The organism is Bradyrhizobium sp. BLXBL-01 (assembly GCF_051853025.1).
GTDB lineage: Bacteria > Pseudomonadota > Alphaproteobacteria > Rhizobiales > Xanthobacteraceae > Bradyrhizobium.
The window spans coordinates 2,787,006-2,802,051 of sequence record NZ_CP182471.1; the positions used below are offsets into that span (position 1 = coordinate 2,787,006).

Below are 15,046 nucleotides of genomic sequence, written 5' to 3' on the forward strand. Positions count from 1 at the left end.
CCCCTAGACAGCTTTGCGCTCTGCCGCCGAAAGCTTGTAGATCTCCAGCGCGTCCGCGTCGGCACCTCGCGCGGCCTTCGCCAGCCTGAAAAGCTGTCCGGCAAGCGCGGCCATCGGTACCGGCGTCGATGTCGCCTGTGCAACATCGGCCACCGTATCAAGGTCCTTGAGCATCGTGGCGATGTGGCCGAGCGGCGGGGTGTGAATGCCCCTGACCATCCGCGGCACGAACAGCTGGAGCGGGATGGAATCCGCAAAGCCGCCGGCGAGCGCCTCGGGCAATCGGTTGGCGTCAATTCCGGCGTTCACGGCAAGGCGTGTTGCTTCCGCGAGCACGGCCATTGCGCATCCGACGATCACCTGGTTGCACAGCTTTGTGGTCTGGCCGGCGCCGAGCGGGCCCATGTGCGTGAACCTGCGCGCCATGGCCATCATATAGGGGCGCACCCTCTCGATGTCGCCCGCTTCTCCGCCCGCCATGATGGCGAGCGTGCCTTCCTCGGCGCCCTTCGTGCCCCCGGACACCGGCGCATCGATCCAGCCCGCACCGTTCGCGTCCTTCAATCGCGTTGCGAGGCCGCGCGCCGCGTCCGGATGGATTGACGAGAAGTCGACCACAAGCTTGCCCGCGCCAGGGGCTGCTGCCAGACCTTCGGGCCCGAAGATCACCTCCTCGACCGCCGCCGCATCCGTCACGCACATGAAAACGATATCCGAGCTCGCCAGGAGATCTCGGGGCGTGACCATACGCTTGGCGCCGGACTCGACGAGCGGCGCCACCTTGCCCTCCGAGCGGTTCCAGACAGCGACTGGATAGCCGGCCTTGAGCAGGCGTCGGGTCATGGGCGTTCCCATGAGTCCCAGGCCGAGATAGCCGAGCTTCTCGGTGCCTTGCGGGTTTGCCTTGCTCTCATCAGCCATAGGTTGCCTCCTTCTGTCCCAGACGCCGCTTTACCATACATCGCGCATCGGCCGGCAAAACCGCCCAGCTCGCATGGCTTGCCTGATTGTTTGAACCATGAAACATTTGAGGCGGTCGGGTTGGGGGCGCCAGCGGGCGCCGGAGCAGCGGAGTGGCACGATGCGAACCGTTTCGAAGTGGATCCTGGCTTTGGGGGCGGCAGCAGCCGTGAGCGTGGGCGCAAGCCCATCATGGGGGCAGCAGACGATCCGCGTCGGCTGGACCATCCCTGCGGAGGAGTCCAAGTACTGGATGATGCGCAGGCCGGCCGAATTTCCCAATCTCGGCAAGACCTACAACATCGAATGGACCCAATTCCAGGGCACCGCGCCGATGACGCAGGCTTTGGCAGCCGGTGCACTGGACTGCGCGACCCAGGCGCCGCTCTCGCTCTCCAACGGTGTCGTCGGCGGCAATCTCAAAGCCTACATCGTGGCGCAACACGTTTTCGAAATGCCCGGCGGTTTTTCGGTCTATTGGGCCGTCATGGATGACTCGCCCATCAAGACGATCGCGGATCTCAAGGGCAAGACGGTCGGCATTTCCGTGATCGGTGGCGGCACGCAAGGACCGTTCAACCTGCTCTTGAAGCAGAATGGCGTCGATCCGGCCAAGGACATCAAGCTGGTCGAGGTCGGCTTTGCCGTCTCCGAGGACGCGCTGCGCCAAGGCCGCGTCGACGCGGTCAACATGAACCAGCCGTTTGCTGCGCGCGCGGAGGCAAAGGGCGGCACAAGGAAGCTGTTTTCGCTCTCCCAGGCCATGCCGAACATCGTGCACATCCTGGAAGCCTGCCGTGCCGATTTCGTCGACAAGAACCCCGAGCTGGTCAAGGCCTATGTTCGCGATATTACCTCGGGCATGAAGAAGGCACTGGCGAACCGCGAGGAGACTCTCAAGGTCGTCAATGAAGTGCTGAAAGCCCCCATCCCGGTGCTTGAGACCTACCTGCTCAAGGACAATGATTTCGGCCGTGATCCGGGCGCGGCGCCGAACTTCCCGGCGATCCAGAAGATGCTGGATATCTATGCAGAGACCGGAATGCTGCCGAAGCTGGATGTTGCACAGTTCAAGCATCCGTCGATCGTCGCGCCGCTGCAATAGAAGCGGGGCGAACTACTGAACGTAACATCGTGGCGTTCCGGATCATCCGGGACGTTGCATGAAGAAGATGCACATATGAAGAAGTTGCGATCACGGGTCACCACGGATGGGCTCGACCGCGCGCCGCATCGTGCATTCATGCGCGCCATGGGGCTCGACGACGCCGCGATTGCGAAGCCGATGGTGGGCATCGTCAGCATGAAGGGTGAGCAGACGCCCTGCAACATGACCCATGACTTCCAGGTAGCTGCAGCCAAGACTGGAATCGAGGAGGCCGGCGGTACACCGCGTGAGTTCTCGACCGTTTCGGTGTCCGACGGCATCAGCATGAATCATGAGGGGATGAAGTTCTCCCTGTTCTCGCGGGAGCTGATCGCCGATTCGATCGAAGCCGTGGTCCATGGGCTGGCCTACGATGCGCTGATCGGATACGGCGGATGCGACAAGACGCTTCCTGGCGTGATGATGGGCATGGTCCGCTGCAACGTGCCCTCAATTTTCATCTATGGCGGCAGCTCGCTGCCGGGCCGCGTAGGTGGACGTACGCTGACGGTGCTCGATTCCTATGAGGCGGTCGGCAGCTTCATGACCGGCGAAATCGACGGCGCCACCCTCGAGCGGATCGAGCGCGCGTGTCTGCCCACGATCGGTGCGTGCGCCGGCCAATTCACCGCGAACACCATGGGCATGGTATCGGAGGCGATGGGGCTGACCATTCCCAACGTCTCCATGGTGCCCGGCGTCTATGCCGAGCGAGCGCAGATTTCGCGACGCGCCGGCCGACTGATCATGGAGATGCTGGACCGTGGCGGGCCGCTGCCGCGCGACATCGTGACGCGGAAATCCCTGGAGAACGGAGCGGCGATCGTGGCGGCGACGGGCGGCTCTACCAACGCCGCGCTGCATCTGCCGGCGATCGCGAATGAGGCCGGGATTGCATTTGGCATCGATGATGTGGGTGAGGTCTTTGCCAGGACGCCGTTGATCGGCAATCTGCGCCCAGGAGGCAAGTATACCGCGAAGGATGTCTACGATATTGGCGGCGCTGCGGTCATCATTCGCGAGCTGATCCAGAGCGGTCATATCGATGGCGGCTGCTTGTCCATCACCGGCCGCACACTTGCCGAAGAGTACGGTGCGGCCAACGCGCCCGACGGAGAGGTGGTGTACGCATCTCGCGCACCGATCATGCCTGACGGCGGCGTCGCGGTGCTGAAGGGTAACCTCTGTCCCGATGGGGCGGTGATCAAGGTCGCGGGCTTGAAGAGCCAGTTCTTCGAAGGCGTGGCGCGTGTGTTCGAGGATGAAGAAGCCTGCGTCGCAGCTGTTCGTGACCGCAGCTACAAGGCGGGCGAGGTTCTCATGATCCGCAATGAGGGGCCGGTCGGCGGCCCCGGCATGCGTGAGATGCTCGGCGTCACCGCACTGATCTATGGGCAAGGCATGGGTGAAAAAGTGGCGCTGATCACCGATGGCCGGTTCTCCGGTGCGACCCGCGGGATGTGCATCGGCTACGTGTCCCCCGAGGCATTTGTTGGCGGTCCGCTGGCGCTCGTCCGGAATGGTGACCGGATCCGGATTGATGCTGCAAATCGGCGGATGGATGTCCTGCTCGAGGAACAGGAGCTCGCCGCGCGGCGACGCGATTGGAAGCCGCGCCCGCCACGGCACCGTGCAGGTGCGCTGGCAAAATATGCGCGGCTGGTCGGGCAGGCGCCGGGCGGAGCCGTGACGCATGAAGGCCCGGCAGAATGGCCGTGGTTCGAATGACGCACCGCACGGGTGTGAAAATGACAGCCTGTCTGGCAGGCTTCTTGCTAAGCTCGTGCCGCTGAATCCTCGTGCAAGTGGGACGGAAGGCGGGATGACGGTAGTATCTGCGAGATCGAGCGAATGGGTGAGACCGGTGACGCAACAAGACCCGGCTTCCGCAATCATCGAGATCGACCGCGTCTCGCAGGTCTTTCAGACCTCCGCGCGCAAGGATCATGTTGCGCTTTCGGAGATCTCGCTGACGATCGAGGAGGGAGCTTTCGTCTCCATCCTTGGCCCGTCCGGTTGCGGCAAGTCGACACTGCTCTACATCGTCGGCGGCTTCGTCAGTCCGACCAGCGGCGCGGCGAAGATGAAGGGGCAGGCGATCACCGGGCCGGGTCCGGATCGCGGACCGGTGTTCCAGGAGTTTGCGCTGTTTCCCTGGAAGACCGTGCTCGGCAACGTGATGTATGGGCCGCGTCAGCAAGGGGTTCGCGCCACCGAGGCCGAAGCGCAGAGCCGGGCCTTGATCGAGATGGTCGGCCTCAAGGGCTACGAGAACTTCTATCCCAAGGAACTGTCGGGCGGCATGAAGCAGCGCGTGGCGCTGGCGCGGACGCTGGCCTACCATCCCGAAGTGCTGCTGATGGACGAGCCGTTCGGCGCGCTCGACGCTCACACCAGGACGCGCCTGCAGAACGATCTTCTGAACATCTGGGAGCGTGACCGCAAGACGGTGCTGTTCGTCACCCATTCGGTCGACGAAGCCGTCTTCCTCTCGGACAAGGTTGTCATGATGTCGAAATCGCCCGGGCGGATCCGGCAGGTCATCGACATCGACCTGCCGCGGCCGCGCCGCCGCAACGAGCTGTTGCTCGATCCGCGTTACCAGAAGTACGTCGTCGATATCGAGCGCATGTTCGACGAGAGCGACGAAGCCGGGGCACCCGCATGATGTCGCCAGCCGGCATGACCAGACGCGCTGCCCCGGTGCTCGCCTGCATCGGATTGCTGGTGGTGTGGCAGGTCGCGTCACTGGCGTTGAAGAATGACAGCTTTCCGCCGGCCATCGAAGCGATCAGAGCAATTCCAAGCATCCTTGGTGACAAGGAATCGCTAGTCAACATTCTGGCCTCGCTCCGGCGCATGGCGATGGGATTTGGCGCGGCCGTGCTGGTGTCTATACCACTTGGCCTCCTGATGGGACGTAGCCGTGCAGTTGCGGCCTTCTTCAATCCGCTCCTGATGGTGATCTACCCGGTGCCGAAGGCGGCCTTGATGCCGATCATCATGCTGTGGCTGGGCGTCGGCGACATCACGAAGACGCTCGTGATCTTTCTCGGCGTCAGCCTGCCCGTGATTTATCACAGCTTCGAAGGCGCCAAGGCGGTCGAAGAGAAGATGCTGTGGTCGGGCGCTGCGATGGGGCTCTCGCCGGTGCAACGCCTGGTGCGTATCGTGCTGCCGGCGGCGCTGCCGGAAATTTTGACGGGGTGTCGTACGGGATTGGTGCTGGCGCTGATCACGATGATCACCAGCGAGATGATTGCCCGTCAGTCCGGTGCCGGGAACATCCTGTTCAACGCGCTCGACATGGGCCAATACGACACCGTCTTTGCGATGATCATCATCGTGGGGGCGATGGGAATCTGCCTCGACGCGATTTTCGAAAGGGTTCGCGCCAGGCTCGTGCGCTGGTCCGAGCCGCAGTTCGACATGCCGCTGAGTTTCTCATGATGACCGGGTTTCTCTCCCCAAATGTGGCTCTTGGGATCGCCCCGATCGTACTGGTGATCGCGCTGTGGCAAGGCTTGGTGTCCTTCGGCTTCGCGCCGGCAGTTCTGCTGCCGCCGCCAGGCTTCGTCTTCGGCCGGCTGCTCCAGCAACTCGTGACTTCGACGTTCCAGCACGAGATCGCGGCGACCCTGATCAGGCTGTTTGCCGGCTTCGCGATTGCTGTCGTGCTCGGTGTCACCATCGGCATCGCCGCCGCCGCCAATCCGGCGATCAACGCCGTGGTTCGGCCGATCGTGCGCGTTCTGGCGCCTTTGCCCAAGGTCGCGCTCTATCCGGCACTGCTGCTGCTGCTCGGATTTGGCCACGGATCGAAGATTACGTTGGTGGCTGCCGATGCTCTTTTCCCGATCCTGCTCTCGACCTATTACGGTGCATCGACCGTCGAGCAGAAGCTGATCTGGTCGGCCATGGCGGCGGGAACGCCGCGCCTTGAAATTCTCTTCAAGGTGGTGCTGCCGGCGGCGATGCCGTCCATCCTGACCGGGTGCCGGATCGGCCTTGTCATTTCCTGCATCGTGGTGTTTCTGGCCGAGATGATCACGTCGACGGACGGATTGGGGCACGCGCTGGTGACTGCGGCCCGCACCTTCCAGGCGGTCGACATGTTCGTGCCGCTGATCACGATCTCGCTGCTGGGCTTGATCCTGAACGGGCTGCTGGGGGTCGTGCGCTCGTACTTGCTCCGGGGCTTCCCCGAAGCGTAACAAACAAGAATCCAGAAGACCGGGAGTGGACCATGCTGGCTGACCGCATCGAAGCAAAATGGATCGACGCGTTTTGCGAGATCTTCGAGCGTTGCGCCGTGAAAGCCGGCGATACTGCCGCGATCCTCTCGGAAACCCAGTCGCGTGCGTTGAACGTGCATCTTGCGGAACTGGCCCTGCTGCGCATGGGGGCGCGTCCGTTTCATGTGGTGATGCCAACTCCGCGTAACCGGAATATCGTCCCGGTACGCTCGACCGGGGCGAGTGAGGCGATCCAGCGGCTTGGCCCGGTCATCACCGCGCTTCAGCAGGCCGGCTTCGTAGTGGATTGCACGATCGAAGGCTTGATGCACGCGGTCGAGACGCCGGAGATCCTCAAAGCCGGCGCGCGGATCCTGGTGATTTCCAACGAGCATCCAGAAGCGCTGGAGCGCATGGTGCCGGATTCCGCGCTCGAAAAGCGTGTTCGTGCCGCGGCCAAGATGCTGCGCGGAACCAAGCGCATGCGTGTCACCTCGAAGGCAGGCACCGCTCTCGACGTCGACATGGTCGGCGCTTCCACGGTCGGTGTGTGGGGCTGGACCGACAAGCCCGGCACGCTGGCGCATTGGCCGGGTGGCATCGTCGTCAGCTTTCCCAAGAGCGGGACCATCAACGGCACGCTGGTGATGGCGCCGGGCGACATCAACCTGACCTTCAAGCGATACCTGACGTCTCCGGTGAAGATGACTCTAAAGGACGATTATGTCGTCGAGCTGGAGGGCGAAGGCACGGATGCCGCGATGATGCGTGCTTATCTCGCCGCCTGGGGCGATCGCGAGGCCTATGCCGTCTCGCATGTCGGCTTCGGCATGAATCCCGGTGCGCGCTATGAGGCGCTATCCATGTACGACCAGCGCGACACCAACGGCACCGAAATCCGGGCCGTCTCAGGCAACTTCCTGTTCTCGACCGGCGCGAATGAATTTGCAGGGCGCTACACGGCGGGGCATTTCGACCTGCCGATGATGGGAACGACCATCGAGCTCGACGGCGTTGCGGTCGTCCGCGAAGGCGTGCTCCAGGACGTGTTTGGCTAGTTGCGGTCGAGCACCGGGGGGCGCGCCAGGCCGAAGTGCCGGAGCAGGTCGACCATGGCCTGGAGCCGTTTCGCGCGATAGGCGTCGACGTCGAGCCCGGAATAATCGAGAAAGCCTGCGCCCGTGCGCAGGCCAATCCGGCCTTCGTGCATGTTGCGTGAAATGACGTCCGGCGCCCGGTAGCGCTCGCTGCCGAGCGCGCCTTCCAGATACCTGCTCGCGTAGTAGAGAATGTCGCCGCCGCCCCAGTCGATGAATTCGAGCAGGCCGAGCACGGCGTAGCGGAAGCCGAAGCCGTAGCGGATCGCCTTGTCGATCTCTTCGGCGCTGGCAACGCCCTCTTCGACCATGCGCGCAGCTTCGTTCATCGCCAGCGCCTGGATGCGGGGGACGATGTAGCCCGGTGTGGCGGCACAGACCACCGGCACCTTCCCGATGCCTTCGAGCAGCGTCTTGACCTCGTCGATGACGGCCGGGTCGGTCGCCTTGCCGGGCGAAACCTCGACCAGCGGGATCAGATAGGCCGGGTTGAGCCAATGCACATTGAGAAATCGGCGCGGGTTCACGATCGCGCCGGAGAGATCATCGACGAGGATGGTCGAGGTGGTCGACGCGATGATCGTATCCGGACCGACCTGCCTCGAGGCGGCCGCCAGCACTTCGCGCTTGAGCTCGACAACTTCAGGAACGCCTTCGAAGACCATGCCGGCTTCGGCCAACGCTGCGCCGCTCTCGCTCGCCGGCACCACCGAGACCCGCGCGATCAGCGGATCAACGTCTGCCTCGGTCAGCAGCCCCAGCTTTGACAGGCTGGCGAAGATCTTCCTGACTTCGCCGAGTGCGTCCGCCTCGAGCTTGGCAAAGTCCTCCGTGGACCGAGCCTTGATGTCGATCATCGTGACGCTGTGCCCTGCATAAGCGAAGGCAACGGCGATGCCGCGGCCCATGCGGCCAGCGCCGAGACAGGCGATATTGGCGCGATTCGTCATCGATCAGAATCCATTGCGGAGTAGGGTCTGCAATTCAGTCTTGCTGAGATCGCCGAGCCCGAGCGTCTGGAGCGTTCGGCCACCGCGCGCAAAATCTTCGCCGCAGACCGCTCCGCCGATCGAGAGAAATGCTTTGGCTAGCGGCGTATCCACGCCGGCGAGGCCGGCGACAGACACCAGCAAAGACAGCCCGAGCCGCAGATCCTCCCGCATGTAGCGGTGCTCGGTCAGCACGATCCGTTCGCGCCAATCGCCGGAATCGGTCAGCCGGTCGTGCGAGCCGCGGCCATACATCCAGATCTCGCCTTCCTTCGCGTAGTGATGAGCGAGCGGAAAATGTGGCGCGCCGTAGCCGAGTGCCTCGCGCACTGCGATGCGTTCGGCGTCGAGCGCGTCGGTAACCCGGCGGATCGCGGCTTGCGTGCCTTCCTTGTGAATGTCCCAGCGCTCGAAATGTTCGATCGGCCCTGCGTTCATTACGATCAATGGCGGATGAATAATCGGGCCTGCGTTCATCAGTGCGCCCGATAGCGCGTCTCCGCACGCCTCGATCGCGTCTGGGAAAGCGCCTCCGATCACTTCGAGCGCGTGGGGCGCCCGGTCAAACGGGAACACGCCGACCGGGAGCCGCTTGGCGCGGATGGTGATTGCGACCTCGAACGGTCCGTGCTTGCGGGTCAGCCACGGAAGCGTGCCCGTTTCGGCAAAGCTGGCCTTGGCGTGGTTGCCGGCATCTCGCGCGGCCTGGGCGAAGATCATCGAGCCGAATGTCGCCGGTGGCAGAAAGATGACCTGGCCGTCGCGCAGATGCGGCGCGAGCCGGCGAGCGATATCTGCTTGCGCGAAGGCAGGAGCCGGGCACAGGATCAACTCCGTGCCGGCGACGGCGGCCGCCATGTCGGTCGTGACCAGCGCGAGTTTCACCTCGTGTCGGCCGTTGTGATCCTTGACCAGGACACGCGAGCCGGCGGCGCGATGCGCCGCGACCTGATCGGCATCGCGGCGCCAGAGCCGCACCTCATGGCCCGACAGCGCAAAATCGCCCGCGGCCGCGAAAGAGCCGTTTCCACCACCCAGAACCGCGATCTTCAAGACGTTTCTCCTTGGGCGCGCGATTGCGTATCAAGCTGCTTCAGAAGGAAATGCTGGACCTTGCCCAGCGCCGTGCGCGGCAGGTCGGTGACGAAGACGATCTCGCGCGGAACCTTGTAGCGTGCGAGCTGCGCCTGAAGATGTGTCTTCAATTCGTCCGCTTCGAGCCTGCAGCCGGGTCTCGCAATGACATAGGCGATCGGCACCTCGTCCCAGCGCGGGTCCGGCCGGCCGATCACGGCGCATTCGCTGACATCGGGGTGTTCGAGCAGGACGCGCTCGATCTCGGCCGGGTAGATGTTTTCTCCGCCCGAAATGATCATGTTCTTCTTCCGGTCGCGGACCCAGAAGTAGCCGTCGGCGTCGCATAGGCCGATATCGCCGGTGCGATACCAGCCGTCGTGCAGCGCCTCGCGCGTCGCGGCCTCGTTGCCCCAATATTCGAAGAATACGTTGGGACCACGCACCGCGATCTCGCCCGGCGTGCCCGCGGGAAGCTCGTTGCCGGCCTGGTCGATCACCTTTGCCTCGCAGCACAGGCCGGCGAGGCCGGTCGATCCCTTGCGCGAAAGATCGCCGCCAAGCCGCGTGTAGACGGCGATCGGGCAGGTTTCGGTCGAGCCGTAGACCTGAAGCACCGGGACATCGCGCGCGACGAAGCGCTCGATCAGGTGCGGCGGCACGATGGTCGAACCGGTGGCAACGGCCCTGAGTGAGGAAAGATCAGCCGTCGCCCAGGCGGGATGCTCGCTCACCGCCTGGAGGATCGCAGGCACCATCACCGTAAGTGTCGGCCGTTCCCCTGCGATGGCCGCGAGTGCGGCGTCCGGCGTGAAGCGCGCATGGACCGTGACCGTCGCGCCCAATTGGAGCGCGGGCGTGGTCTGGATGTTGAGGCCTCCGACGTGGAAGAACGGCAGCACGGTCAGCACGTGATCGTCGGATGTCATGTTGTGCATGTGCTGGCTCATGACGCCGTTCCAGAACAGCGCCTCCTGACGCAGCACCGCGCCCTTTGGCCGTCCCGTCGTGCCTGACGTGTAGACGATGAGCAGCGGGCAGGAGAGGTCGGTGTGCGGATTTCGGCTCGTGCCGTCACCGCGGGCCAGCAAATCTTCGAAGGTCGTGCCGCGGGGCGGCGTGAAATCGAGGCCGACGACGGATGTGCCCACCGCGGTCTGCCCCAGCTCGGCAAGCACTCCGGAAAACGCCTGCTCGAGCACCAGGACCTTGGCGCCGGCATCTCCGAGAATGAATAGCTGCTCGGCGACGGCCAGCCGCCAGTTCAGCGGCACCAGGATCGCGCCGAGCCGCGCACAGGCGTACAGCAGAACCAGATATTCCGGCCGGTTCAGACTTAGAATCGCGACGCGATCGCCGCGGCCGACGCCGAGCTCCCGCTTCAAGGCCGTCGCGGTCCGTTCGATCCGTGCGGCGAATGCCGCGTAACTCAGCCGCTTGCCTTCGAAGGCGATGGCCGTCTTGTCTGGCGCGAACGCCGCGTTGCGGTCGATCAGGCTACAGAGGTCCACGGTCAGTCGTCCGTTTCACCGGCCTCGTACAGCGCTTCGCGCCCGATCCGGTCGAGGCAGAGCTCGGCGGTCCAGGGCAGCATCAACGAGCCGCAGCGGCTGTCCCGATAGATCCGCTCCAGCGGCAGCGAGCGAAGCATGGCCTGACCGCCGCAGGTGCGGATCGCGAGCGCGGCGAGCTCATTGGCGCCCTCCATTACCGAATATTGCGCGGCATAGGCGCGCAGCACCTGCTCCTTGGTCGGATTGGCGCGCGCCTCGGTCACGGCCTGGAACCAGATTGCCTTGATCTGCTCCAGCTTGATCTGCATCTGCGCCACCGCGATCTGCTTGGTCGCGTACATCCGCCGCTTGACCGGGGGCATGCCCGGGACTTCGCCGCGCAAGTAACGCACGGTGAAGTCGTAGGCGGCTTGGGCCAGGCCCATATAAGTCGGCGACAGCGTCAGGAACATGTGCGGCCAGCGCATCGCCGCCTGGAAATAGACGCCGCGCGGCATCAGCGCTGAATCTTCCGGCACGAACACGTCCTTGAACAGCAGGGTCCGCGAAACCGTGCCGCGCATGCCCAGCGGATCCCAGTCGCCGACGACGGAGACGCCTTCTGATTTGGCTGATATCGCGAGGTAGAGCGTGTTGCGGCGCGAGGCCTTCTCGCCTTGCTCGATCTCGGTGCAAAGCACGCCGTAATAGTCGGCGTGGCCCGAGAGCGAAGCAAAGATCTTCTTTCCGTTGACGATCCAACCGCCCGCGACCGGCCTCGCTTCAGTGCCAAAAGCAACGCCGCCCGCAGCGGCAGCTCCACCCTCGGAGAAGGGCTGCGAATAGATCGCACCATCCTCGACGATGCGCTTGTAGTGGACCGCGCGCCGTCGCTCATGCTCCGCACGGGTCTCCGCGTCCATGTCGAGATCGTCGGCGAGGGGACCCGACCACAGGGTCGAGCAGACATGCATGTTCCAGGTCAGCGCGGTGGCGCCGCAATAACGGCCGATCTCGGCTGCCGCCAGGGCATAGGTCTGGTAATTGGCGCCGAGGCCGCCGTGCTTCTTGGGTACCGCGATGCCGAGCAGGCCGACGCGATGCAAATCGCGGTAATTTTCCGTCGGAAAGGTCGCCTCGCGATCGTAAGTGGCGGCGCGACCGGCAAACACGGTCTGGCCGATCTCTCTCGCGCGGGTGATGATGCCGGCCTGCTCGTCGTTCAAGCCGAATCCAGTAGGATCGAAGATCGGCGCATCCAGCGCGACCTTGTTGGTCGTCCCAATCGTCTTGCCACCTTGCATGGTCATCGCGCGGTCACCTTACGCTTTGGTCGCGAGAGAGTTCAGGAACCGGCCGAGAGCTTCGTCGAAGGCCCCGGGGCGTTCGAGATTGGCGAGATGGCCGACGCCGGCGAGCTCGACATATTCAGCCCCTGGAATAAAGGTCGCCGTCTTGGCCATCATCGGCGCGGGCGCGTTATTGTCCTTGGAGCCCGACAGCAGCAGTGTCGGGACGGAAATGTCTCCGAGCGTGCTGCGCTGATCGAAGCCGATCAGGGCCAGCATCATGGCGCGATAGCTCGCTTCGGGCACGCTCCCCATGCATTCGCGGGCAACCTCCATCCCGTTCGGATCGGGATCGTCGCCGACAAGCTCCTTCACCAGCGAAGGCGTCAGCGACTTCATCGTCTCCCCGCGATCGAGCGGTCCCAGCCGCGCTGCGATAAACGATTTCTGCCAGTCGCCGTCCGCCTTGCCGAACGCAGGGCTGGTCTGCGCCAGCACGACCGCGCGTGCCAGTTTGGGGGACTGAACCAGCCACTTCTGAACGATCATGCCGCCGATGGAATGGCCGACCAGAACAGGCCTGCTGACGCCGAGTTGCTCGATGAATTGCTGCAGCGCCTCCGCCAGGGCAGCGATACTGACGCTCGAAAGCGGCGTCGATCCGCCATAACCGGGCATGTCCCATGCGATCGCGCGGAAGCGCTCGCCGAATGTGGCAAGCTGCCGCCGCCAGGCTCGCGCCGCGCCGCCGATGCCGTGCAGGAAGATCAGCGGTATCGCGCCAGGATCGCCCGCGGCTTCGTAGGCGAAGCGTCCATCCTTTGTTATCATCGGCACAGGCTGTGACACGCGACATCCTTCTGCTGGCACTTCGATGCTAACAGGCCTTTCAGGGATGGGAAGCGATAATTTTATACTTAAAGCAATTTTCGGGCCGTCTCTCATGCGGCGGCATTCGCCGGCCACGCGCCGCTTTCGTTGCAAAAACTTGAAGGTTAAAATATATCGGAAGCACGATCACGAGATCTGAGGGAGCCAGCGCATGTCCGGATTGCCGCATTCGCCGCACGCGCTGGTCACCGGTGGCGGGCGCGGCATCGGCCGAGCGATCGCTTCCTCTCTCGTCGGCGCTGGTGCGACCGTAACGGTGCTTGGCCGGAACGCGGCGGTTCTCGACGAGGCGGTCAATGCAGGTGCCGCGCACTTTGCGGCTGTCGCTGATGTCGCGAACGAAGCATCACTGAAAGCCGCGATCGCCGGGGCAAGTGCGCGCAAGCCGATCGACATCCTGGTTGCCAATGCGGGCAGCGCTGAATCGGCGCCGTTCGCGAAATCGGACGGCGCGCTCTTCAGCCGGATGATGGATGTCAATTTCATGGGCGTCGTACATGCCGTCCAGGCCGTGCTGCCGGGCATGAAGGATCGTCCCTACGGTCGCATCGTCGCGGTGGCGTCCACGGCCGGCCTCAAGGGCTACGCCTATGTCAGCGCGTATGCGGCGGCCAAGCACGCGGTTGTCGGCCTGGTGCGTTCGCTCGCCCTCGAGATGGCTGGTAGCAGCGTCACCGTGAATGCGGTGTGTCCCGGCTTCACGGACACCGATCTGGTCGCCGGCAGTATCGACAATATCATGAAGAAGACCGGCCGAACCCGCGAGCAGGCGATCGCCGAGCTCTCGAAACACAATCCGCAAGGAAGACTCATCACACCGCAGGAGGTGGCCGACGCGGTGCTCTGGCTCTGCGGCGAGGGCGCCGGTGCGATCACCGGGCAGGCGATCGCCGTTGCCGGCGGTGAAATCTAGCGTGGCGAAGCAGGGCCGGAACATAAAAGCCAAGGAGATCCCATGAGCAGACCAGCCAATCCCGTCACCGTGCCGCTTGCGGATTACTCGCCGCAGCACTTCCTGCTCGCCGTGGTTGACGGCGTTGCGACGGTCACGCTCAATCGCCCCGAACGAAAGAATCCGCTGACGTTCGAGAGCTATCGGGAACTGACCGATTTCTTCCGCGCCTGCACCTTCGACGACGCGGTCAAGTCCATCGTCGTCACGGGTGCCGGCGGCAATTTCTCGTCCGGCGGCGACGTGTTCGAGATCATCGGCCCGCTGGTGAAGATGGACACCAAGGGGCTGACCGGCTTCACGCGTATGACCGGCGATCTCGTCAAGGCGATGCGGGCGTGTCCGCAGCCGATCGTGGCGGCGGTCGAGGGCATCTGCGCCGGCGCCGGGGCGATCATCGCCATGGCATCGGACATGCGCCTTGCGGCGAGCGGGGCGAAGGTGGCGTTCCTGTTCAACAAGGTGGGGCTGGCCGGTTGCGACATGGGCGCTTGCGCCATCCTGCCGCGGATCATCGGGCAGTCCCGCGCCTCCGAGCTGCTCTACACCGGCCGGTTCATGACGGCGGAAGAGGGCGAGCGCTGGGGCTTCTTCAGCCGCATCGTCACCGCGGAGCAGGTGCTGCCCCAGGCGCAGGTTCTGGCCAGGCAAGTCGCGGAAGGCCCGACCTTCGCCAACACCATGACCAAGCGGATGCTGGCGATGGAATGGGCGATGTCGGTGGAGGAGGCGATCGAGGCGGAGGCCATCGCCCAAGCGCTGTGCATGACCACCGCGGATTTCGAGCGTGCCTTCGAGGCTTTCGCCAACAAGGTCAAGCCGGTATTCAGGGGCGACTGAGCCGGTCGCAATTATCTGCAGCAAATCCAGCGAGGGGGACTTGCGGGAAATTATTTTAGGCTTAAAATAGTTTTCATGG

At 64.0% G+C, this 15,046-nt stretch carries 14 protein-coding genes; 8 read left to right on the forward strand and 6 right to left on the reverse strand.

Annotated features, from left to right (window positions below; genetic code table 11):
- Positions 1–3 precede the first annotated feature (3 nt).
- Positions 4–921, reverse strand: coding sequence for an NAD(P)-dependent oxidoreductase (locus ACNJYA_RS12655; protein WP_212255416.1), 918 nt, complete (start codon positions 919–921; stop codon positions 4–6).
- Positions 922–1,081: 160 nt separating this feature from the next.
- Between ACNJYA_RS12655 and ACNJYA_RS12660 the strand changes: the two genes are divergently transcribed.
- The 6 genes from ACNJYA_RS12660 (at position 1,082) to ACNJYA_RS12685 (ending at position 7,400) form a co-directional block, all read left to right on the forward strand.
- Positions 1,082–2,065 (forward strand): ABC transporter substrate-binding protein, encoded by a 984-nt coding sequence (locus ACNJYA_RS12660; protein WP_271505411.1) that lies wholly within the window; start codon positions 1,082–1,084, stop codon positions 2,063–2,065.
- A 75-nt stretch (positions 2,066–2,140) separates the two neighbouring features.
- Positions 2,141–3,835: a dihydroxy-acid dehydratase gene (gene ilvD / locus ACNJYA_RS12665; protein ID WP_439403007.1), complete on the forward strand. Its 1,695-nt coding sequence runs from the start codon at positions 2,141–2,143 to the stop codon at positions 3,833–3,835.
- Between the two features lie 94 nt (positions 3,836–3,929).
- Entirely contained in the window at positions 3,930–4,775 is an 846-nt protein-coding gene (locus tag ACNJYA_RS12670; protein WP_439403437.1) for an ABC transporter ATP-binding protein, read from the forward strand.
- Positions 4,772–5,557 carry an ABC transporter permease gene (locus tag ACNJYA_RS12675; RefSeq protein ID WP_439403008.1) on the forward strand — a complete coding sequence of 262 codons (786 nt, stop codon included), beginning with the start codon at positions 4,772–4,774 and terminating at the stop codon, positions 5,555–5,557. The genes ACNJYA_RS12670 and ACNJYA_RS12675 overlap by 4 nt, the downstream gene beginning before the upstream one ends.
- Entirely contained in the window at positions 5,557–6,321 is a 765-nt protein-coding gene (locus ACNJYA_RS12680; protein ID WP_439403438.1) for an ABC transporter permease, read from the forward strand. Before ACNJYA_RS12675 ends, ACNJYA_RS12680 begins: the two co-directional genes overlap by 1 nt.
- 32 nt (positions 6,322–6,353) lie before the next feature.
- Positions 6,354–7,400: a peptidase M29 gene (locus tag ACNJYA_RS12685; protein ID WP_247968388.1), complete on the forward strand. Its 1,047-nt coding sequence runs from the start codon at positions 6,354–6,356 to the stop codon at positions 7,398–7,400.
- Here the strand turns inward: ACNJYA_RS12685 and ACNJYA_RS12690 are convergent.
- The 5 genes from ACNJYA_RS12690 to ACNJYA_RS12710 are packed head-to-tail and all read right to left on the reverse strand — an operon-like array spanning position 7,397 to position 13,133.
- Positions 7,397–8,389 (reverse strand): 3-hydroxybutyryl-CoA dehydrogenase, encoded by a 993-nt coding sequence (locus tag ACNJYA_RS12690; RefSeq protein WP_439403009.1) that lies wholly within the window; start codon positions 8,387–8,389, stop codon positions 7,397–7,399. The two genes, ACNJYA_RS12685 and ACNJYA_RS12690, sit on opposite strands and share 4 nt — an antisense overlap.
- Positions 8,390–8,392: 3 nt before the next feature.
- Positions 8,393–9,481, reverse strand: coding sequence for an NAD/NADP octopine/nopaline dehydrogenase family protein (locus ACNJYA_RS12695; protein ID WP_439403010.1), 1,089 nt, complete (start codon positions 9,479–9,481; stop codon positions 8,393–8,395).
- The gene (locus tag ACNJYA_RS12700) at positions 9,478–11,013 is read right to left on the reverse strand and encodes a class I adenylate-forming enzyme family protein (RefSeq protein WP_439403011.1); all 1,536 of its coding nucleotides are present in this window, start codon (positions 11,011–11,013) and stop codon (positions 9,478–9,480) included. Before ACNJYA_RS12700 ends, ACNJYA_RS12695 begins: the two co-directional genes overlap by 4 nt.
- Before the next feature lie 2 nt (positions 11,014–11,015).
- Complete coding sequence (locus ACNJYA_RS12705; RefSeq protein WP_439403012.1) at positions 11,016–12,305, reverse strand: acyl-CoA dehydrogenase family protein; 1,290 nt, start codon at positions 12,303–12,305, stop codon at positions 11,016–11,018.
- A gap of 12 nt (positions 12,306–12,317) precedes the next feature.
- Positions 12,318–13,133 (reverse strand): alpha/beta fold hydrolase, encoded by an 816-nt coding sequence (locus ACNJYA_RS12710; RefSeq protein ID WP_439403439.1) that lies wholly within the window; start codon positions 13,131–13,133, stop codon positions 12,318–12,320.
- A gap of 193 nt (positions 13,134–13,326) precedes the next feature.
- Between ACNJYA_RS12710 and ACNJYA_RS12715 the strand changes: the two genes are divergently transcribed.
- Positions 13,327–14,088 carry an SDR family NAD(P)-dependent oxidoreductase gene (locus ACNJYA_RS12715; RefSeq protein WP_439403013.1) on the forward strand — a complete coding sequence of 254 codons (762 nt, stop codon included), beginning with the start codon at positions 13,327–13,329 and terminating at the stop codon, positions 14,086–14,088.
- A 42-nt stretch (positions 14,089–14,130) separates the two neighbouring features.
- Positions 14,131–14,967: an enoyl-CoA hydratase family protein gene (locus ACNJYA_RS12720; RefSeq protein ID WP_439403014.1), complete on the forward strand. Its 837-nt coding sequence runs from the start codon at positions 14,131–14,133 to the stop codon at positions 14,965–14,967.
- The last annotated feature ends 79 nt before the right edge of the window (positions 14,968–15,046 follow it).